22 protein-coding genes are annotated in these 20,233 nt (G+C 71.1%); 15 read left to right on the top strand and 7 right to left on the bottom strand.

Annotation, left to right across the window (positions count from 1 at the left end):
- The first annotated feature begins 6 nt into the window (after positions 1–6).
- From ACFV4F_RS10390 to ACFV4F_RS10340, 11 genes are all read left to right on the top strand, one after another.
- Positions 7–819 carry an ABC transporter permease gene (locus tag ACFV4F_RS10390; protein ID WP_380491288.1) on the top strand — a complete coding sequence of 271 codons (813 nt, stop codon included), beginning with the start codon at positions 7–9 and terminating at the stop codon, positions 817–819.
- Positions 812–1,666, top strand: a complete 855-nt coding sequence (locus tag ACFV4F_RS10385) for an ABC transporter permease (RefSeq protein WP_380501533.1) — start codon at positions 812–814, stop codon at positions 1,664–1,666. Before ACFV4F_RS10390 ends, ACFV4F_RS10385 begins: the two co-directional genes overlap by 8 nt.
- Before the next feature lie 27 nt (positions 1,667–1,693).
- Positions 1,694–2,653: an ATP-binding cassette domain-containing protein gene (locus tag ACFV4F_RS10380; RefSeq protein ID WP_380435158.1), complete on the top strand. Its 960-nt coding sequence runs from the start codon at positions 1,694–1,696 to the stop codon at positions 2,651–2,653.
- Between the two features lie 254 nt (positions 2,654–2,907).
- Positions 2,908–4,140: a glycosyltransferase gene (locus ACFV4F_RS10375; RefSeq protein ID WP_380501531.1), complete on the top strand. Its 1,233-nt coding sequence runs from the start codon at positions 2,908–2,910 to the stop codon at positions 4,138–4,140.
- Positions 4,141–4,220: 80 nt separating this feature from the next.
- Positions 4,221–5,516 carry a nucleotide sugar dehydrogenase gene (locus ACFV4F_RS10370; RefSeq protein ID WP_380501613.1) on the top strand — a complete coding sequence of 432 codons (1,296 nt, stop codon included), beginning with the start codon at positions 4,221–4,223 and terminating at the stop codon, positions 5,514–5,516.
- A 111-nt stretch (positions 5,517–5,627) separates the two neighbouring features.
- Positions 5,628–6,923, top strand: a complete 1,296-nt coding sequence (locus tag ACFV4F_RS10365; protein WP_380501529.1) for a DUF445 domain-containing protein — start codon at positions 5,628–5,630, stop codon at positions 6,921–6,923.
- A 176-nt stretch (positions 6,924–7,099) separates the two neighbouring features.
- A complete protein-coding gene (locus ACFV4F_RS10360) occupies positions 7,100–8,167 on the top strand; it encodes an adenosine deaminase (protein ID WP_380435161.1) in 1,068 nt (355 codons plus the stop codon).
- A gap of 170 nt (positions 8,168–8,337) precedes the next feature.
- Positions 8,338–8,895: a hypothetical protein gene (locus tag ACFV4F_RS10355; RefSeq protein WP_380435162.1), complete on the top strand. Its 558-nt coding sequence runs from the start codon at positions 8,338–8,340 to the stop codon at positions 8,893–8,895.
- Positions 8,896–9,000: 105 nt separating this feature from the next.
- Positions 9,001–9,837, top strand: a complete 837-nt coding sequence (locus tag ACFV4F_RS10350) for a DUF4097 domain-containing protein (RefSeq protein WP_380501527.1) — start codon at positions 9,001–9,003, stop codon at positions 9,835–9,837.
- Positions 9,837–10,763, top strand: coding sequence for an ATP-binding cassette domain-containing protein (locus tag ACFV4F_RS10345; RefSeq protein WP_380501525.1), 927 nt, complete (start codon positions 9,837–9,839; stop codon positions 10,761–10,763). Before ACFV4F_RS10350 ends, ACFV4F_RS10345 begins: the two co-directional genes overlap by 1 nt.
- Positions 10,760–11,524: an ABC transporter permease gene (locus ACFV4F_RS10340; RefSeq protein WP_380501523.1), complete on the top strand. Its 765-nt coding sequence runs from the start codon at positions 10,760–10,762 to the stop codon at positions 11,522–11,524. Before ACFV4F_RS10345 ends, ACFV4F_RS10340 begins: the two co-directional genes overlap by 4 nt.
- Positions 11,525–11,582: 58 nt before the next feature.
- Here the strand turns inward: ACFV4F_RS10340 and ACFV4F_RS10335 are convergent, their stop codons facing one another.
- The 3 genes from ACFV4F_RS10335 to ACFV4F_RS10325 are packed head-to-tail and all read right to left on the bottom strand — an operon-like array spanning position 11,583 to position 13,019.
- Positions 11,583–11,951: a hypothetical protein gene (locus ACFV4F_RS10335; RefSeq protein ID WP_380435166.1), complete on the bottom strand. Its 369-nt coding sequence runs from the start codon at positions 11,949–11,951 to the stop codon at positions 11,583–11,585.
- Between the two features lie 33 nt (positions 11,952–11,984).
- Entirely contained in the window at positions 11,985–12,170 is a 186-nt protein-coding gene (locus ACFV4F_RS10330; RefSeq protein WP_380491309.1) for a DUF397 domain-containing protein, read from the bottom strand.
- 3 nt (positions 12,171–12,173) lie between these two features.
- Positions 12,174–13,019 (bottom strand): helix-turn-helix domain-containing protein, encoded by an 846-nt coding sequence (locus ACFV4F_RS10325; protein WP_380501521.1) that lies wholly within the window; start codon positions 13,017–13,019, stop codon positions 12,174–12,176.
- 159 nt (positions 13,020–13,178) lie between these two features.
- Between ACFV4F_RS10325 and ACFV4F_RS10320 the strand changes: the two genes are divergently transcribed.
- From ACFV4F_RS10320 to ACFV4F_RS10310, 3 genes are all read left to right on the top strand, one after another.
- A complete protein-coding gene (locus tag ACFV4F_RS10320) occupies positions 13,179–13,541 on the top strand; it encodes an ATP-binding protein (RefSeq protein WP_380501519.1) in 363 nt (120 codons plus the stop codon).
- Complete coding sequence (locus ACFV4F_RS10315; protein ID WP_380435168.1) at positions 13,538–13,801, top strand: hypothetical protein; 264 nt, start codon at positions 13,538–13,540, stop codon at positions 13,799–13,801. The genes ACFV4F_RS10320 and ACFV4F_RS10315 overlap by 4 nt, the downstream gene beginning before the upstream one ends.
- A gap of 89 nt (positions 13,802–13,890) precedes the next feature.
- Complete coding sequence (locus ACFV4F_RS10310) at positions 13,891–14,436, top strand: hypothetical protein (protein WP_380501517.1); 546 nt, start codon at positions 13,891–13,893, stop codon at positions 14,434–14,436.
- Positions 14,437–15,460: 1,024 nt separating this feature from the next.
- On the opposite strand, the gene ACFV4F_RS10305 is transcribed toward ACFV4F_RS10310, so the two are convergent.
- The 3 genes from ACFV4F_RS10305 to ACFV4F_RS10295 form a co-directional block, all read right to left on the bottom strand.
- Positions 15,461–16,543 carry an IS630 family transposase gene (locus tag ACFV4F_RS10305; protein ID WP_380501515.1) on the bottom strand — a complete coding sequence of 361 codons (1,083 nt, stop codon included), beginning with the start codon at positions 16,541–16,543 and terminating at the stop codon, positions 15,461–15,463.
- 106 nt (positions 16,544–16,649) lie between these two features.
- Positions 16,650–16,793 (bottom strand): hypothetical protein, encoded by a 144-nt coding sequence (locus ACFV4F_RS10300; protein WP_380435172.1) that lies wholly within the window; start codon positions 16,791–16,793, stop codon positions 16,650–16,652.
- A gap of 879 nt (positions 16,794–17,672) precedes the next feature.
- Complete coding sequence (locus ACFV4F_RS10295) at positions 17,673–18,608, bottom strand: AraC family transcriptional regulator (protein WP_380501513.1); 936 nt, start codon at positions 18,606–18,608, stop codon at positions 17,673–17,675.
- 83 nt (positions 18,609–18,691) lie between these two features.
- Between ACFV4F_RS10295 and ACFV4F_RS10290 the strand changes: the two genes are divergently transcribed.
- Entirely contained in the window at positions 18,692–19,546 is an 855-nt protein-coding gene (locus tag ACFV4F_RS10290) for an NAD(P)H-binding protein (RefSeq protein ID WP_380491323.1), read from the top strand.
- Here ACFV4F_RS10290 and ACFV4F_RS10285 read toward each other — a convergent pair.
- The gene (locus ACFV4F_RS10285; RefSeq protein WP_380501511.1) at positions 19,512–19,901 is read right to left on the bottom strand and encodes a hypothetical protein; all 390 of its coding nucleotides are present in this window, start codon (positions 19,899–19,901) and stop codon (positions 19,512–19,514) included. The genes ACFV4F_RS10290 and ACFV4F_RS10285 overlap by 35 nt on opposite strands.
- Between the last annotated feature and the right edge of the window lie 332 nt (positions 19,902–20,233).

Genomic DNA, 20,233 nt, shown 5'->3' with positions numbered 1-20,233 from the left:
GACAATATGCCGAATGCGCCCGGGCTCTACGCCGCCGTCGCGCGCGGATCCTTCCGCCGCTACTCCACCTACCGGGCCGCCACCCTGGCCGGCACCTTCACCAACACCGTCTTCGGCATCATCCTGGCCTCCTCCTTCCTCGCCCTCTGGCAGGCCCGCCCCAGCCTCGGGGGCTACGACCAGAGCCAGGCCGTCACCTACATCTGGGTCAGCCAGTCCCTGCTGGTCACCGTCGCCGTGTGGGGCGGCGGCTTCCAGGACGACGTCCAGGACCGCTTCCGCAGCGGGGACATCGCCGTCGACCTCTACCGTCCGGTCGACTTCCAGGGCTGGTGGCTGGCCACCGACCTCGGCCGGGCCGCCTTCCAGCTACTCGTCCGCGGCACCGTGCCGCTGCTGGTCGGCGGGCTGGTCTTCCGGATCCGGCTGCCCGAACACCCGCTGACCTGGGCGGTCTTCCTGCTCTCTGCGCTGCTCGCGACCGTGGTCAGCTTCGGGCTGCGCTTCCTCGTCTCGATCACCGGCTTCTGGCTGCACGACTCGGAGGGGGTGCGCTCGGTGATGCTCGTCGTCTCGATGTTCTTCTCCGGGATGCTGCTGCCGATCGCGCTCTTCCCCGGCCCGCTCGGCACGCTCGCGCACGTCCTGCCGTGGGCGGCGCTGATCCAGGCGCCGACGGACGTCTTCCTGGAGCGCCGCACCGGCGCCGGCCTGCTCGGCCCGCTCGGCTTCCAGCTCGCCTGGGCCGTCGTGCTGCTCGCCGCCGGCCGCGCGGCCCAGCTGCTGGCGACCCGCCGGGTGGTGGTCCAGGGTGGCTGAGACCCTCGCACCCGCCGTACCCCGGGACGGCCTGGCCGTCCGCACCGCCTGGGCCGTCCGCTCCTGGTGGATGTGCGCCTCGATGTGGATGCGCTCGACGATGGCCTACCGGGCGTCGTTCGCGCTGAACCTCGGCGCGAGCCTCGTCACGCACTCGCTCGACTTCGTCGTCCTGGTGCTGATGTTCCGCCACACGAACCAGCTCGGCGGCTGGACCCTGCCCGAGCTGGCCTTCCTCTACGCCACCGCCACCTTCTCGCTCGGCGTCGCCAACCTGCTGGTCGGCTCGGTCGACGGCCTCGGCCAGCGGATCGTCAACGGCACGCTGGACACCATGCTCATCCGGCCCGCCCCGGCCCTCGCCCAGCTGTGCGCCGAGCGCTTCTCGCTGCGCCGCCTCGGCCGCCCGGTCCAGGCACTCGTCGTGCTGGTCTGGTCGCTGGCCGAGCTGCACGTGACGTGGACCTGGGACCGCGTGCTGCTGGTGCCCGTCCTGCTGGTGTGCGGCTGCGTCATCTTCGGCGCGATCTGGATCGGCACGGCGACCGTCCAGTTCTGGTGGGGCGAGGCCAAGGAGATCCAGAACTCCGTCACCTACGGCGGCGCCACGCTGCTCCACTACCCGCCGACGATCTTCGCGAAGGAGCTCGTCGCCGGCGTCGTCTTCGGCGTCCCGCTGGCCTTCGTCAACTGGCTGCCCACGCTGCGCATCCTCGACCGCCCGGACCCGCTCGGCCTGCCCACCGCGTTCCAGTACGCCTCCCCGGTGGCCGCCGCGCTCTGCACCGCCGCCGCCGGCCTCGCCTGGCGCGCCGGGCTGCGGGCGTACCGCGGGACCGGCAGCTGAACCCCACCACTTCGTAAGGAACTCCCCATGGCACTGATCGAACTCGAAGACGTCCGCCGCACCTTCACCGTCCGGGCCCGCACCGGCCGGTTCAGCCGGGTGAAGCGCGAGGTGCGCGCGGTGGACGGGCTCACCTTCGCCGTCGAGGCCGGCGAGTGCGTCGGCTACATCGGCCCGAACGGGGCCGGCAAGTCGACCACCATCAAGATGCTCACCGGCATCCTCGTCCCCAGCGGCGGGCGGCTGCGCGTCGCCGGGGTGGACCCGGCCCGCGAGCGCGTCGCGCTGGCCCGCCGGATCGGCGTGGTCTTCGGCCAGCGCACCACGCTCTGGTGGGACCTCCCGCTGCGCGACTCCTTCGAACTCGCCCGCCGGATCTACCGGATCCCCGATCCGAGGTACCGCGAGAACCTCGCCCGCTGCGTCGAACTCCTCGACCTGGCGGCGCTGCTGGACACCCCCGTGCGCCAGCTCTCGCTCGGCCAGCGGATGCGCGGCGACCTCGCCGCCGCGCTCCTGCACGACCCGCAGGTGCTGTACCTGGACGAGCCGACCATCGGCCTGGACGTGGTCAGCAAGAGCAGGGTGCGCGAGTTCCTCCGCGAGGTGAACCGCGACCGCGGCACGACCGTCCTGCTCACCACCCACGACCTGACCGACATCGAGCAGCTCTGCGACCGGGTGATGGTCATCGACCACGGCCGGGTCGTCTACGACGGCGGGCTGGCCGGCCTGCACGACGCGGGGGAGAGCGAGCGGACGCTGGTCGTCGACCTCGCCGAGGCCCGCCCGCCGATCGAGGTGCCCGGCACGCGGGTGGTCAGGGTCGAGGGCCCGCGGCAGTGGCTGGCCTTCCCCGCGAAGGAGAGCGCCGCGCCGCTCGTCGCGGCGGTGGCGGCGCGGTACCCGCTGGTGGACCTGTCGGTGCGAGAGCCGGCGATCGAGGACGTGATCGCGCGGATGTACGCGGAGGTCGCGATCGGCTGAGAGCGGTTGAGAGTGACTGAGGGCGGTTGAGAGTGACTGAGGGCGGCTGAGAACGGCCGGGATCTCGCAGGGTGAACCGCCGGCCGTCCGGTTGACCGCCGTCGCCCGTCCGGGGAGTTCCGTGACTCCCCGGCGGGTGCGCGGGTTGAGCCTGCGTCGACGTGCGCACCACGCACCGCGCACGGCGGACCCGATCGCCCACCGCACACCCCGACCGCCCACCGCACCGAGCACCCGAGGGGCAGCACGACCCGATGACCGGACCCGACGTGACCGTGGTGGTCGCGGTCTACAACACCATGCCCTACCTCACCGCCTGCCTGGACTCGCTGGTCGCCCAGACCCTCGCCCCCGGCCGGTTCGAGGTCGTGGTCGTCGACGACGGCTCCACGGACGGTGGCGAGGCCGTGCTGGACGACTACGCGGCCCGCCACCCCGGCCTCTTCCGGGTGGTGCACCAGCGCAACTCCGGCGGCCCGGCCGCCCCCACCAACCGGGCCCTGGCACTGGCCCGCGGCCGCTACGTGCTGTTCCTCGGCGCGGACGACTGGCTCGGCGACGAGGCCCTGGAGCGGCTGGTGACGGTGGCCGACGCGTGGGACTCGGACGTCGTCGTGCCCAAGCACGTCGGGGTGAACGGCCGGCTGGTGCCGCAGGGGATCTTCCACGCCAGCGCCGAGTCCGTCGGCTTCGCCGACTCGGCGCTCGCCTGGGCCCTGTCCGACACCAAGCTGTTCCGCCTCGACCTCATCCGGCGGCACGGGCTCTGCCGCGACGAGGGGCTGAAGGTCTTCTCCGACCAGCCGTTCACCCTGGAGGCCTGCCTGCGGGCCGGGCGCGTCTCCGTCCTCGCCGACTACGACTGCTACTTCCTCGTGCTGCGCGAGGACCGCGGCAACGTCACCGAGCGCGCCTCCGTCCTGGACCGGCTGCGCGGCATCGCCGCCCTCCAGCAGGTCGCGGCCGACCTCGCCGAACCGGGGGAGGAACTCGACGCGATCCGCGCCCGCAGCTTCGCGTGGGACGTGCCGCGCCTGCTCCGGGACGGCTTCCTGCTCCTCGACGACGACGTGCAGCACCGCGTCTGCGCCGAGGTCGGCCGCCTGGTCGACTGCTTCGGCGCCCGCGAGGTCTTCCACCGGCTGCCCGTCCCGGACCGGCTGCGCCTCGAACTGGCCGCCGCCGGACGGCCGGAGGCGCTGCGCGACCTGATCCGCTACGAGGCGGCGCACGGCGAGCCGCCGGCGGTCGTCGAGGGCCGCCGCCACTACGCCGGCTACCCGGCCTTCCGGGACGGCCAACTCGGGCTGCCCGACGAGCTGTTCCTCCTGCGGGAGACGGCCGAGGCGGCGGACCCTGCGCCACCGCCGCCCAACCTCGCCCAGCAGCTGTGGCGCGGCATCGTCCCGGAGCACCTGCGCCGCGGCCTGCGGCGCTCCCCGGTGTGGCGCCGGCTGGCCAACTCGGTGAACGGAGGCCGGGGATGAGCGGGACCGGGCAGGGCGGGACGGGGCGGGGCGGGACCGGGCAGGACGGGACGGGGCAGGGCGGGACGGGGCAGGGCGGGCTGGACGTCTGCGTGGTCGGCCTGGGCAAGCTCGGCCTGCCGCTGGCCGTGCAGTTCGCGCTCAAGGGCCACCGGGTGACGGGCGCCGACATCGCGCCCCGGGTGGTCCGGTCCGTCAACCGGGGAGTGCCTCCGTTCCCCCGTGAGGAGGGTTTGGACGAGGCCCTGAAACGGGTCGTCGCCGAGGGGATGTTGACCGCGACGACCGACACCACCACCGCCGTCGCCGGGGCGGAGGCCGTCGTCCTGGTGGTCCCCCTCGTCACCGCGGCCGACGGCACGCCGGACTTCGCCCTGCTCGACGCCGCCACCGACGCCGTCGCCGCCGGGCTGCGCCGGGGCGCGCTCGTCAGCTACGAGACCACCTTGCCGGTCGGCGTCACCCGCGGCCGCTGGGCGCCCCGGCTGGCGGCCGGCTCCGGGCTGGCCGCCGGGGCGGACTTCGCGCTGGTCTTCAGTCCGGAGCGGGTGCGCACCGGCCGGGTCTTCGCCGACCTGCGGCGCTACCCCAAGCTGGTCGGCGGCGTCGACGCGGCGTCCACCCGGCGCGGCGCCGAGTTCTACCGCGCCGTGCTGGACTTCGACCCGCGCCCCGACCTGCCCCGGCCCAACGGCGTCTGGGAGCTGGCCTCGGCGGAGGCGGCCGAGTTCGCCAAGCTCGCCGAGACGACGTACCGGGACGTCAACATCGCGCTGGCCAACCAGTTCGCGCGGTACGCGGACCGGATCGGCGTCGACTTCGCGGCCGTCGCCGACGCGTGCAACTCGCAGCCGTACAGCCACCTGCACCGGCCGGGCATCGCGGTCGGCGGGCACTGCATCCCGGTCTACCCGCGGCTGTACCTGTGGAACGACCCGACGGCGACGGTCGTCCGGGCCGCGCGCGCGGCCAACCTGGAGATGCCCGGCTATGCGGTCGGGCTGCTGGACGGCGCGCTCGCGGGCGGCGTGGCCGGGCAGGGCGTGCTGGTGCTCGGCGCGTCGTACCGGGGCGGCGTCAAGGAGACGGCGTACTCGGGGGTGTTCCCGCTGGTCGAGGCGCTGGCGGCGGCGGGTGCGCGGCCGTACGTCGCCGATCCGCTGTACGACGGGGACGAACTGACGGCGCTCGGGCTGCCCCCGCACGCCGGGGAGCCGGTGGCGGCGGCGGTGCTGCAGGCGGACCACCCGGAGTACCGGGAGCTGGGGCCGGAGGACCTGCCGGGGGTGCGGGTGCTGCTGGACGGGCGGCGGTGCACGGACCCGGAGCGGTGGGCGGGGCCGGGGGTGCGGCGGATCGTGCTGGGCGGGGCGTGAGGGGGCTGGGTGGGGCGTGAGGGGGCCGGGCGGGGTGTGAGCTCAGCCGTCGGGGGCGCGTGATCGCGGGGCGCGCCCACGCTCGCGCTGCCCAGCGGGCAGACTGGCGGGGTGAGCGACGAAGCCTTCAGCGGGACCGGCCCCGGGGTCAGGTTCACCGCGGCCGATGAGGAGAAGAGACGCGGCGTCCGCCGGATGAAGACCATCGCGACCGGCCTGCTGGCCTTCGCGACCCTGGTCTTCGCCCTGTCCACGTGGGCCAAGGCGGCCGGCGCAGGCGCCTGGGCCGGGTACGTGGCGGCCGCCGCGGAGGCGGGCATGGTCGGCGCGCTGGCCGACTGGTTCGCGGTGACGGCGCTGTTCCGCCGCCCGTTCGGCCTGCCGATCCCGCACACCGCGATCATCCCGACGAAGAAGGACGCGTTCGGCCGCTCGCTCGGCGACTTCGTCGGGGAGAACTTCCTCTCCGGCCAGGTGGTCCGCGGCCGGCTCGCCGCCCTCGGCATCGGCCGCCGGCTGGGGGAGTGGCTGGCCGCGCCGGGCAGCGCCGAGCGGGTCACCAAGGAGGCGTCGGCGGCGCTGCGCGGCGTGCTCGCGGTGCTGCGCGACGACGACGTGCAGGCGGTCGTCGGCGAGGCGGTCACCAGGCGGGCGGCGGCCACGTCGGTGGCCGAACCGATGGGCCGGATGCTGGGCAAGGTGGTCGCGGACGGCGGGCACCACGGCGTGGTCGACCTGGTGGCCGTCCGCGCGCACGGCTGGCTGACGGCCAACCACGAGGAGGTCGTGCAGCGGGTCACCCAGAAGACGCCGGGCTGGACGCCGAAGTTCATCGACCACCAGGTCGGCGAGCGGGTCTACAAGGAGCTGATGCGGTTCGTCACCGACATCAGGGACGACCAGGACCACCCGGCCCGCGGCGCGATCGACAAGTTCCTCGCCGACTTCGCCACCGAGCTCCAGACGGACCCGGAGACCATCGCCCGGGTCGAGCGGGCCAAGGTCGAGATGCTCGCCCGCCCCGAGGTGCAGGACCTGATCGCCTCCACCTGGGCGGCCGTCCGCACGCTGGTGCTGAACGCGGCGGAGGACGAGGACAGCGAACTGCGCCGGCGCATCCGCGACGGCGTGCGGCGCCTCGGCGCACGCCTGGCCACGGACGCCAAGCTCCAGGCCAAGGTGGACGGCTGGCTCCAGGACGCGGCCCGGTACCTGGTCGACACGTACCGCACGGAGATCACCTCGCTGATCTCCGAGACGGTGGCGGGCTGGGACGCCGACGACGCGTCGCGCAAGATCGAGGCCAACGTGGGCCGCGACCTGCAGTTCATCCGCATCAACGGCACGGTGGTCGGAGCCCTGGCCGGCCTGCTGATCCACACGGTGGCGGTGTCCCTGGGCGGCTGACCGGGGCCCTTCCCGCGCTCCGCCCAGGCCCCGTGCCTCTCCTCGGCTCCAACCTCGCGTTCCTCTTCCCCCTCACCTCGGTCTCCCCGCAGCCCTCCGGCCCTTCCCGCCGACGGCCCCCTATCCTTGGCGACACAGCGAACGCGCGTAGAGCAGCAGGAAAGAAGGGAACGACCGTGGTCCAGCCGGACGGAAGTCGGATCGGAAACCCCACCGGGGCCCGGGGCATCGAGGCGTTCATCGCCGGCATGCCCAAGGCGGAACTGCACGTCCACCACGTCGGCTCGGCCTCGCCGCGGGTCGTCGCCGAACTGGCCGCCCGCCACGCCGGGCAGTCGAAGGTGCCGGCCGATCCGGCGGCGCTCGCCGAGTACTTCACCTTCACCGACTTCGCGCACTTCATCGAGGTGTACCTGAGCGTCGTGGACCTGGTCCGCGATGCCGAGGACGTCCGCTCGCTCACCTACGGCGTCGCCGAGGACATGGCGCGCCAGAACATCCGGTACGCCGAGCTGACGATCACCCCGTATTCCTCGGTGAAGCGCGGCATCCCGGAGGTCGCCTTCATGGAGGCGATCGAGGACGCCCGCCTGCGTGCCGAGAAGGAGCTCGGCGTCGTGCTGCGCTGGTGCTTCGACATTCCGGGCGAGGCGGGCCTGGAGGCCGCCGAGGTCACCGCGCGGCTCGCGACGGAGCTGGCGCCGGAGGGCCTGGTGAGCTTCGGCCTGGGCGGTCCGGAGATCGGTGTGCCGCGCCCGCAGTTCAAGCCGTACTTCGACCGGGCGCGCGCGGCCGGTCTGCGCTCCGTCCCGCACGCCGGTGAGACGACCGGCCCGGAGACGGTGTGGGACGCGCTGCGGGTGCTGGGCGCCGAGCGGATCGGCCACGGCACGCAGTCCGTGAAGGACCCGGCGCTGCTGGACTACCTGGGCGAGCACCGGATCCCGCTGGAGGTCTGCCCGACCTCGAACATCGCCACGCGCGCGGTGGAGCGGATCGAGGACCACCCGATCAAGCAGATGGTGGACGCCGGGCTGCTGGTCACGATCAACAGCGACGACCCGCCGATGTTCGGCACGGACCTGAACACCGAGTACGCGGTGGCGGCGCGGCTGCTGGGCCTGGACGAGGCGGGCGTGGCCGGGCTGGCGCGCAACGCGGTGGAGGCGTCGTTCCTGGACCAGGCCGGCAAGGCGCGGCTGGCCGGCGAGATCGACGCGTACCTGGCGGGGTGGCAGGGCTAGTTCCCCGCGTTCTCCCTGCGTTTCCCCTGGTGAACCGCCCCGTCGGCCTCGGTCGGCGGGGCGGTTCCGCGTTGTTCGGCGCCATGTTTCCGGGGGTGGTGCTTACATGGCGCCAAAGTGGTGCCATTAATCGCTCGACATGGCGCCACCCCCCGTGCCATAGTTGAGCCATGGACCTCACGCCGTACGTCGAAAACCTTCGGAACGAGCTCGCGGTGGCCGCGGGCACGGGCGGGGAAGAAGCCCGTGCGCTGGCCGAGCGGCTGACGCTGCCGCTGGAGTCGGCCGTGCGGCTCACGCTGCTCAACGCCCTGTCGGCCGCCACGAGTGAGATCACCCGTGAGCTCGCGCCGGGCTCGGTGGACGTGCGGCTGCGCGGCACGAACCCCGAGTTCGTGGTGAGCGTGCCGCCGAGCAGTGACGCCTTCCCGCACGAGGTGGAGCCGGTCGCGCCGCCGATGGCGCCATCACTGGCGCCACTGGCGCCGCCCGTGGCGTCGGAGTCGGACGAGGGCGGCACTGCCCGGATCAATTTCAGACTCCCGGCCCACCTCAAGACGAGGGCCGAGGACGCCGCCGGGCAGGAGGGCCTGTCGCTCAACGCCTGGCTGGTCCGGGTCGTGGCGGGCGCGCTGGAGGGCGGCGAGCCGGTCGCGAGGCCGGCCGTCCAGCCCCAGCCGCAGTCCCGGCGCGGCCGGGGGCAAGGGTTCACCGGCTGGGTCCGGTAACGCTTCTCCGCACCACCCGTACGGCCTGCACTGCTTCACACCATCAACGTCACCCCCGCTCCGACCAGCGGGAACAGCCTTCGAAGCCAAGAGGACGGGACAGCCATGCCCACGTACGAGACCAACGGCCCGATCACAGCCGTCATCGAGTTCGACATCGCCTCGGTGCGGATCCGCGCCGGCAAGCGCACCGACGTCGTCGCCGAGGTGACGCCGTCCAACTCCGCCGTCGAGCTGGACGTCAAGGCCGCGCAGCAGACGAAGGTCGACTTCGCCGGGGGCCGGCTCACCCTGAAGGGCCCCCGCAAGCGCAACGTGTTCGGCCGCGTCGGCTCGGTCGACGTCCTGATCGAGCTGCCGGCCGGCTCGGAGGTCGACGGTGACGCCCCGCTGGCCACCTTCGTCACCGAGGGCCCGCTCGGCGACTGCCGGGTGAAGACCTCGCTCGGCCGGATCCACGTGGACAGCGCGGCGAACGTCTGGCTCAAGACGGACAGCGGGGACGTCCGGCTGGGCTCGGCCGACGGCGACGCGGAGGTCTCCGGCCTCGGCCGGATCGAGATCGGCACGGTGCTCGGCGCGCTGACGGTCAAGAACAGCACCGGCGACACCGAGGTCCGCGAGGTCCACGGGGAGCTCAAGGCCAACGCCTCCTTCGGCCGGATCGAGGTCGGCACCGCGCACGCCGGGGTGGACGCCAAGACGGCGCACGGCCCGATCCGGATCGGCCGGGTGGAGCGCGGCCTGGTGTCGCTGCAGACGGCCCTCGGGGAGCTGGAGGTCGGCATCGCGGAGGGCACGGCGGCCTGGCTGGACGTGCACAGCAAGCACGGCCGGCTGCGCAACGAGCTGGGCGCGACGGAGGGTCCGGGCGAGGCCCGCGAGACCGTCGAGGTCCGGGCGCAGACCGAAATGGGCGACATCACCGTCCGGCGGGCGTGATGGCGGCGATCTCGGCGGTCGGACTGACCAAGGCGTACGGGGAGAAGGTCGTGCTGGACGGCATCGACCTGGAGATCGCGGCGGGCACGGTGTTCGCCCTGCTGGGGCCGAACGGCGCCGGCAAGACGACGACGGTGGAGATCCTCTCCACACTGATCCCGGCGGACGGCGGGGTGGCCCGGGTGGCCGGGCACGACGTCGTCCGCGAGGGGGATGGAGTCCGGGCGGCGATCGGGGTCACCGGGCAGTTCTCGGCGGTGGACAACCTGCTGACGGCCGAGGAGAACCTGATGCTGATGGCGGACCTCAACCACCTCCGCCGTCGGGAGGGGCGGAGGCGGGCGGAGGAGCTGCTGCGGCGGTTCGACCTCACGGAGGCGGCGCGGAAGCCGGTGTCCACCTTCTCGGGCGGGATGAGGAGGAAGCTCGATCTGGCGATGACGCTGGTCGGGGATCCCCGGGTGATCTTCCTGGACGAGCCGACGACGGGGCTGGATCCCCGCAGCCGGCGCACGATGTGGGAGATCATCCGGGGGCTGGTGGCGGACCACGGGGTGACGGTCTTCCTCACCACGCAGTACCTGGAGGAGGCGGACCAACTCGCCGACCGGATAGCCGTGCTGGACGGTGGCCGGATCGTGGCGGAGGGCACGGCCGAGGAGCTCAAGCGGATCGTTCCGGGCGGGCGGATCCGGGTGCAGTTCGCGGACGCGGGCCAACTCGACGCGGCGGCTGAGCTGTTCGACTACGCGACGGCCGACGCCGAGGGGCTGCGCCTGGACATCCCGGGCGACAACTCGGTGGTCACGGTGAAGGCGGTGCTGGACGCGCTCGACAACGCGGGCGTGCGGGCGGAGTCGCTGGTCGTGCAGACGGCGGACCTGGACGACGTGTTCCTGACGCTGACGGGGGAGGGCGCGCGATGAGTGCGACGTACGTGATGAGCGACTCGCTCACGATGCTGCGGCGGAACCTGAAGCACGCGCTGCGGTACCCGGCGATGACGTTCTCGGTCGTGCTGATGCCGGTGATGATCCTGTCGCTGTTCAACTACGGGTTCGGCGGGGCGCTGGGCGCGGGGATCGGCGGTGGGAACTACATCGACTACGTGGCGCCGGGGATCGTGCTGATGACGGCGACGGCGGGGTCGGTGGCCACGGCGGTGGGCGTTTGCGTGGATATGACCGAGGGGATCGTCAACCGTTTCCGGACGATGGCGATATCGCGGTCGGCGTTCCTGGCCGGGCACGTGGTCGGGAGCGTCATCCAGACGATGGTCGCGCTGGTGCTGGTGATAGGCGCGGCGCTGGCGATGGGGTTCCGGCCGCACGCGGGGTTCGTGGAGTGGCTGGCGGCGGCGGGGCTACTGGGGTTCGTGACGCTGGCGCTGACGTGGATATCGGCGGGGATCGGGCTGGTGTCGAAGACGCCGGAGAGCGCGAGCAACACGCCGCTGCCGCTGACGTTCCTGCCGTTCATCGGGAGCGCGATCGTCCCGCCGGATTCCATGCCGACGGTGCTGAGGTGGTTCGCGGAGTACCAGCCGTTCACGCCGATCATCGAGACGCTGCGGGGGCTGCTGATGGGGACGGAGATCGGCAGCAGCGCGTGGAGTGCGCTGGCGTGGTGCACGGGCCTGACGGTGGTCGGGTTCGTGTGGTCGAAGAAGGTGTTCTACCGGAGGTGACGGGGGTATCGCCGGTACGGCCCGGGTGACGGAGACGTCGCCCGGGCCGGGGGCGTTGCTACCAGCGGTCGATGCCCATGGTGTTGGCGGCGCTGTGGATGGCGTTGTAGTGGGGGATGGACATGTCCGACTTCTTGTCCTTGGGCGGGAGGTTCTTGTCCTTGGCGCGGAACTCGTCCCGGGCGGAGGCGAGGAGCGAGGTGCCGTAGGAGACGGGGACGTCGGGCTTGCCGTGGACGGGGTGGGACTTGGCGGCCGTCTGGCTGCCGGCGTTGGCGAGGATGTTGCGGGCCTGGTTGTAAGCGGCGGCCTTGACGGTGGAGGGGTTGCGGGTGGAGGAGGAGACGGAGGGGGTAGCGGAGGCCACCGGGGCAGCGACGACACCGAGGGCCGCGATGGTGGCGAGGGAGACGAGAACGTTTCGCATGGTCGTGTTCATGATGGCGTCGCTACCCCGTGGTTAGAGGTCGAACTCCCCGGATCGGATCGCAGCGACCAGATCCCGCCATTCGGCGGTGGTGAGTTGGGCAATGCCATCAGGAACCAGACTGCTACGTATGAGGACACCGTCAGCGGTGATCGCCACCTCAGGGCAATTTCCCGAATTGGCGCAAGCAGCAGGGCGCGTCCAGGGCAGGTGATCCATCGGTTACATCTCCTTCTTGATCTTCGTGATCAGATCGCGGGAGCCTTCAACCGATAGGGATCGCTCAGTCATCTGCTCGACGATTGAGCGGTACTGGTTCAGGTGCTCTGCCGAGTCGAGGAAGATCGGTCCATCCACCGAGTCGTACATGACGGTGTCGAGTCGCGGCACCTGACCATGTGCGTAGTAGATGGCTTGACCAGACCCGATGAAGCCTCCCGATGCGAAGCTGACCACTCGAAGCGTGACGTGTGGCAATTCAGACAACTTCAGCATCCAGTCGAGCTGTTCCCGTGCGACGTCACGTCCGCCGAACTGCATGTGCAGCGCCGCCTCGTGGACGATCGCGGTGTAGGGGTGGGCCCCATCTGCCATCAGCATCGCTGATCGACGCATACGGTGTTCAACGCGAGTCTCCACAACGCGTGGAGTCAGCTTCACCTGGGCCTCTTGGAAGATCGAGCGGCAGAACCGCTCCGACTGCATGGGCCCGGGCGGATGGCTGATCTGATACGAGTGCATCCCAAGCGCGAAGTACTCGAACTCGCAGATGTCGAGGAAGCCCGCCGGAACGATGTCGCGATACTCCTCCCACCATCCCTTGGGCCCTCTGCCGGCCATGGCCGCGAGCGCCTCTACATATGCGGAGTCACCTTCCCCGTACTTGTGGGCGAGGGCCATCACCCGCTCGGGCGTCACGGCGTAGGTGCCCTGCTCGATGAGCGTGATCTTCGTTCGGTCTACGCCGAGGACAGCGGCCGCCTCTGTTGTCTTCGTACCGGCGGCATCGCGCATCTTCCTCAGCTCGATGCCAACCCGCTGCCTTCGTGCGCTTGGTGTAGGTGGCATGTGCCCAAGCATCCACCTGGTCGCTATGGCGAGTCCAGCCGCGTTTAGCGGCACATGTGTTGAAGCATGTCGCACATATACCGTCCAATGCTCTACAGTCTGTGATGCGGCGCTCACGTAACGGAGCGTCAATCCGCCTGTACCGCTGGGAGAATTTCCATGCGTCACCTCAACTCGCCCTCCCTCACGCTCTCCCGTGAGGCCCTCCGCGAAGCGATGGCCAAGGCCGGATGGCCGCCCTCCGCCATCGCCGATGCCGAACTCGCGCTCGTCGAACTGATCGTCAATGCCTGGCGCCACGGCGAGACGACGTCGCCCGTCGTCCTGATCGTCTTCCTCCGCAACACCCTCCGGGTCACCGTCGCCGACCGCAGCGCGACGCTCCCTGAACCCCGGAACCCCTCCGCCCTCTCCGAGACCGGCCGGGGCCTCCAACTCGTCAAGGGCCTCACCCACCGCTGGGGCGTGGAGCCCCAGAAGCTCGGCAAGACGGTCTGGTTCGAGCTGGACGGTGCCGCGTGAACGCCCTCCACCCGATCCACCCCTCCGACCCCGCGATCCGGCACCTCACCACCCGCCAGATCATCGAGCTGATCGTCGAACTGCGATCCGAGAGCCGCGAATTCGGCCTTCTCTGGCCCTCCGCCAAACCCGGCGAGACCGCGATGAACGGCCGCGTGCTGGTGAACCTCGGCAACATCCCGGCCAGCACGCTCATCAATCTGCTGGCGCTGCTGCGCGACTACAACCGCCACCGAGGCCACCGGTGCTCGGACTGCTGATCCTGATCATCCTGGCGGCCGTCGTCGGGGCGGTCTGCGAAGCCCGGACCCGAAAGGTCCGCAGGGGCCGGTGAGGCATCCTGGTCGCCGTGAACCTCTCCTTCGCCCCGCCGCCCCCGTACGACCTAGGCTCGGACCCGGACCTCCACCTCTGGTTGGCGGAATGGGTCGAGTTGATGCCCGACCGGATCGTCCACCTCGGATCCGACGACGGCCGCAGCCACGGCCGGTTGTGCTGGGACGTGTTGGAGCCGACCGGCCTGCTCCACCCGCACTGTGGACACTGCAAGCACGGGCACGGGGGTCCGCAGGATGTGCGGGCGATGGAGGCCGCGCTGGCGATCGTGGTGTCGCCGGAGGAGGCGCCACCGTGGATCGCCGGCACCCTCATCCGGGACCTCGTGTACCGGGGCGGGGACGGCCCGATGCGACCGGTGGCCGACGCGATCGGCCTCGGGCTGGTGACATTGCTGGGCCCGGATGCCCAGTGGCGGGCCAACGGCTCGACGGCGTACGGAGAGGGGCCACGGGGGCGCGTGTCGTGGCGCTCGGTCACCGAGGCGACGTTCGACGCGGCGATCGTCGGGATCGGCAACGGTCACGCGGTGGTGATCGCGGCGACGGGGGAGGACTAGAAGCTGCGGAGATCGTAGAGGTAGGACTTGCCGCCCTTCCAGCTGCGCTAGGGCCCAAGGGGCGGGAACGGCTCCTCGCCACCCGTACGCCCCAGCAGTGGCCAGGAGTTGGCAATCCCGTGCGCATCGACGGTGCACCACCCCCGGTCGGGGAACCAGCGGCATCAGAGATCCAGATCGAGCCGCTTGAACGAGGGCCTGCCGTTGAAGTCACCGTCACGGAGGAACCGATACGTCAGGCCATCCACCCGCCGAACGAACTCGATCAACAAGACACCCCACCTCCTCTCCCGAAGCGCCCAAGATAACCCCCACCCCACCCGACTTCGCGCATAATTCGCACCCCCTCAAGCGGCCCGTTCGCCAGCCACCGAAGGCCCGACGCATCGCGAGAAGTCGGCCAGTCCGACTTCCTTTGCGATCCCCACACCTCGTGCGCGGCCCGACCCCCCCGGCCAACCGGTCAGCTCGGCAAGACACAGGAAGTCGGCCGGTCCGACTTCCTGCACAAGGTCGCGGGCCTCATGCACGCTGCCCGCCGCCGCTCCGAGGGCAACTGGCGCCCAGCAGACGCGGCGACCGGGCCGCTGCACGTGGCCAGAAGCCCGCCGCGGCGCAGGAAGTCCGCTGGGCCGACTTCCTGTGCGATCCGCCGAAGAAGAAAGGTTCCTGCCGCCGTGGCCAAGGATGTCCTGGCATAGGAAGTCGATGCGGCCGACTTCCTATGCGGCGCTTGTCCCGGCATCTGCCCGGTAGGCGGCTGGTTGGGGCCCGCGTGAGAAGTCGACCCAGCCGACTTCTCGTGCGCCTGGACGTGCCAAGGCAGAAGAAACGCTCCTGCTGCAGTGCGTGGCCAGGTCCGCCCACTGCCGGCGCCCGGCGTAGGAAGTCCGCTGGGCCGACTTCCTGTGCGATCCGCCGAAGAAGAAAGGTTCCTGCCGCGTCGGCTGAGGATGCCCTGGTGTAGGAAGTCGATGTGGCCGACTTCCTGGGGGGCTTGTCGCGGGATCTTCCTAGTGCCGCATCAGGCAACGTTCGCCCTGGTGACGACTTCGCGTAGGCGCTCGTCGGCGGCGTGCTTGTTCCGCCAGATGATGCAGCGGCGGATCATACTGCCCTGTTCTTTGTGGCTGGCGTGGTCGGTGCCGTCGAGGGCGAAGTAGCGAAGGGCGGTGAACTGGGCCTCGATCCGGTTGAGCCAGGAGCTGTTGGTCGGGGTGTAGGCGATCGCGACGTTGTTCGCCGCCGCCCGCGTCCCGACCCGCTGGCACCGCTTCGTCGTCAGGTGCGGCGAGTAGTTGTCGCAGACGATCGCGATCCGCACTTCCGCGGGGTGCAGTGAGCGCAGGTAGCGGCAGAACTCCAGGAACTTGGAGCGGTTCCTGGTCTTCTTGACGTGGCCGTAGAGCTGGCCCTTGGCGAGGTCGTATGCGGCGAACAGGTGCCGGACGCCGTGCGGTCGGGTATAGGTGGCCCGCCGCCGGGGTCTGGGCTCGCGGTCGGGGTCCTTGCCCTTGCCGCCGCGTTCGGCCCACTGCCGGCCCGGGTGCGGCTGGAGGTTGAGCGGACCGAACTCGTCCAGGCAGAAGACGGCTTCGGGCTCGCCCTCTTCGGGAATGACCTCGCCGTCGGCGATCGCGTAGAGGTGTTCGACCCGGGCTTTCTTGGCTGCGTAGTCGGGATCCTTCGAGGTCTTCCAGGTTTTCACGCGTTGAAACGAGACGCCCTTCTCGCGGAGCAGGACCCGAAGGCCCTCGTGGCTGATGTCGTCGACCACCCCCTCGGCGACCAGGAAGTCGGCCAGCTTGGCCAGGCTCCAGGTCGAGAACGGCAGGCCGTGCTCGGCCGGCTTCGACTTGGCGATTTTCTTGGTCTCCCGGCGCTCGGGCAGCGTGAACGTCCTCGGCCGTGCGCCCTTGTATTTCGGGCAGAGCGAGTCGAAGCCGTCGGCGTTGAAGTTGTGGATCACGTCGCGGACCCGGTCCGCGCCGGTGAACGTGACCTCGGCGATCTTCGCCACGGGCATTCCCTGGGCCGACAGCAGCACCATCCGGGCCCGCCGCCAGGTCACCACCGACCCAGTGCCCCGGCGGACGATCCGCAGCAACCGCCCGCCCTCGCCGTCATCAATCTCACGGACCCTTACTCGTTCTGCCGTGCACCAACAGCCTCGCGTCAGGAGCGGACGGGGACAGGAGCGCCTTCGGTGTGCGCTACCTGGCGCGGCGCCGCCGTAGCTCCTCCAGCCACTCTCGTACCTGCTCGTCGTTGTGCAGGTACGGTTCCTCGGGCCCCGGCCGCAAATCGATCCCGTGGAGGTGCTCCAGCGCCCACAGTGACAGGTCGTCCCATTCCAATTCGTCATCGAGGAACCAACGCCCGGCCCACCGGTCGGCTGCATCCCGGCTTACGCGTCCGTCGGCCACAGCAGAGAACCACGACTCGATCTCGTCCAGGTCTGGCTGATCTCTTCCATTCACGGCCTCACCGTATCCAGGCCGGGGCAAAGGCTGTCTGACGCGGCACTAGTGGGCCCCGGTGGGGGTGCATCTGCCGTGCTGGCGGCTGGTTGGGATCCGCACGAGAAGTCGACCCAGCCGACTTCTCGTGCGCTCGGACGTGCCAAGGCAGAAGAAGCGTTTCTGCCGCCGTGCGTGGCCAGGTCCGTCCGTTGTCGGCGCCCGCAGGAGCCCGTGCCGGCGTAGGAAGTCCGCTGGGCCGACTTCTCGTGCGATCCGCCGAAGAAGAAAGGTTCCTGCTCCCTTGGCCAAGGATGCACTGGCGTAGGAAGTCGACGCGGCCGACTTCCTATGCGGCGCTTGTCCCGGCATCTGCCCGGTGGCCCCGGCGGGGGTGCATCTGCCGTGCCGAGGGTGCACCCGAGAAGTCGGCCACGTCGACTTCCTGCGCAGACGGCTCGCCCTACGCGCGCTGCTCGGAGCGCCTCTTCGGCGAACTGGGCTCCCGAGTGGGGCCCGGTGCTCAATGGGTGCGTCGAACGGCCGTTGTCCGTCCGCTGGCCAGTGAGGTTGGCCAGCAAAAGCCCAGCGCAGCCGACCGCTTCGATAGCACACAGGAAGTCGGAGCGGCCGACTTCCCACGCATCGCAGGCCTCAACCGCGCGACCGTGCCCGCCCGGGTGCGCGGTGGCTTGCCCGCAAGGGTCGGGCGGGGCTGGCCGGCTCGGCGTGGTGCAGGAAGTCGGCCGGTCCGACTTTCCGCGCGAGCCGCGTGCCTCACTCCTGCACTGCCCGCCGCCACTCCGACGGGCTGAGTCCTCGGGCGCGCTTGAACGCGACGCTGAACGCGAAGGCGTCCTCGTAGCCGACGTCCCGTGCCACGGCCGCGATGGTGTCGTCGCCGTTCCGGAGGAGGTTCGCGGCCAGGTCCATCCGCCAGCCGGTGAGGTAGGTGAGCGGCGGCTCGCCCACCAGCGTGGCGAACCGTGCCGCGAACGCGGCCCGCGACAGCCCGACCCGTCCGGCCAGTTCGGCGACCGTCCAGCGGCGGGCCGGTTCCTCGTGCAGGAGCCGCAGTGCGTCGCCGACGGCCGGGGTCGCCAACGCGCGGAACCAGGAGGGGGATTGGGCCTCCGGCCGGGTGCACCACGCGCGGAGGGCGAGCACCAGGACGAGGTCCAGGAGGCGGTTCAGGACCGCATCCTGCCCGGGCTCCTCCTCGGCGACCTCGGCGGCGAGCAGGTCGAGCGCGCCGCGGGTTCGGGGGCCCGCGGGTACGACGGCCAGCGGCGGGAGCATGCCCAGCAGGCGGCCGCCGAAGTCGTCGCGCAGGTCGTACGCGCCACGGAGCAGGGTGGTGGCGCCGGGTAGCCCGTCGCCGTACGTGCGCGGGGCGAGGTTCTGATGCGCCGGGCCATTGAGGTACTGCTTCACGCCGGCGCGGATCACCACCTGGGGCGGGGTGTCAGGACCGTCGGCGATCGTGTACCGGCCGGCGCCCGTGATCAGCGCGATGTCACCGGCGGTGAGCCGCACCGGGGTCGTACCCGGTTCCTCGTCGAGCCGGATCGACGCGTGCCCGCCGAGTGCCGCGATGACGGTGAGGGGCGGGGGATCGGCGAAGGTCATCGACCAGGGCGGGCGCTGCACCAGTTGCCGCACCTGGGCGTTGCTCGCGCGGGCCCGGTGGAGGAGATCACTGAGGACGTCCATGGCGGCTCACGCTAGACGATCGCAAAGGAGACGGCGACGATCTCCCATGGATCGTCTGCCCCCAGCGGGATTTCCTGGTGGGCATGCAGACATTCCTCGTTCTCGGCGGCACGGGCACGACCGGCCGCCGCATCGCCCGCCGCCTGCGCGCCTCCGGTCACCCCGTTCGTACGGCTTCTCGCAGCGGCGGCGACGTCCACTTCGACCTTGGCGACCCGGCGAGTTGGGCGCCGGCACTGGACAGCGTCCGCGCCGCCTACCTGATGGAGCCCGACCTCCGTCCGGGCGCCGACCGCCACGAACGCCTCCCGAGGCTCGTCGCCGAAGCCGTGGCGGCGGGGGTGCGGCGTCTGGTGCTGCTCTCCGCCCACGGGGTCGGCGAGGCGGGTGACGACCACCCGCTGAAGGCCGCCGAGCAGGCGGTGCGCGAATCGGGCGTGGAGTGGACGGTGCTCCAACCCGGCTGGTTCGCGCAGAACTTCAGCGAAACGTTCTGGCTTCCGGGCATCGAGGCCGGAAACCTCGCCCTCCCCGCCGGGGACGGGCGGACGCCGTTCATCGACGCCGAGGACATCGCCGACGTGGCGGTGGCCGCCCTCACCGCCGAGGCCGGCCACAACGGCCAGACGTACCAACTGACCGGCCCCCGCCCGCTCGGCTTCGCCGAAGCCGTCGAGCGGATCGCCACCGCGGCAGGCCGCCCGATCAGCTACACCCCCATCGCGCCGGAGGCGTACCTGGAACTCCTGACCGCCCAGGGCACCCCGCCCGCCGTCGCCCGCCTCTTCACCAACCTGCTCATCGACATCCGCGAGGGGAGGGGCATCACCGTCTCGGACGGCGTTGAACGAGCCCTCGCCCGCCCGCCCCGCTCGTTCGAGGACTTCGTCGCCGGCAGTCGGCTCAGCCGCAATCCACGTACGCCGAGGCGACCGTGACGGGCTGGGTACTCCCGGGGGCGGTGAGGTTGGCGAGAGGCCCGTTGGCCCACTTCGCCTCCCCGCCGAGGTCCCGCTCGGGGAACAGCCCGACCGCACAGTCCTCGCCGGCGGGGAGGGGCGTACGGACCGACTTGGCCTGCACCGAGGGCGTGATGCCGGTGATGTCGGAACCCCGAAGCTGTGACAGCGGCCCCTGCCACACGATGGCCCCGCGCCCGCCCTTCCCCGAGTACAGACACACGTTCGCCTTGGCGCACCCCTCGGCAGCCTGAGCAGCCGGCCCGAACGCCAGCGGCGCGCCGAGCAGGGCGGCCGAGGTCAGGCAGACGGCGAGGGTTCGTATCCGTCGCATGTGGATCATTGCTCCCAGGATCCGTGCGGGCCCCACGGCGGGCCCGCAAAGTGTCGCCATGCTGACATGTACACCACCGTGATTTCCCTCGATGTGTCCGCGCTTTCTCCCGGTCGGCGTCGGAAGTCGAGCCGTGCATCGGTGCCCACGCACGAGAAGTCGATCCCGCCGACTTCTCGCGACTGCAGAAGGGGGAACGTTCCTGCGCCTGCCGGAAACGGTGGGCGCTGCATCAGAAGTCGATCCTTCCGACTTATTTTTGTGGGGCCCCCCCCCAACCCCCGCCGGGGGGGTATAAAAAAAATAAAACGGCCACGACAAAAGAAAAGTGT

Source organism: Kitasatospora sp. NPDC059722 (assembly GCF_042733235.1).
Lineage (GTDB): Bacteria > Actinomycetota > Actinomycetes > Streptomycetales > Streptomycetaceae > Kitasatospora.
Note: the sequence above shows the minus strand (reverse complement) of the source record. Positions and strands in the feature narration are given on the sequence as shown.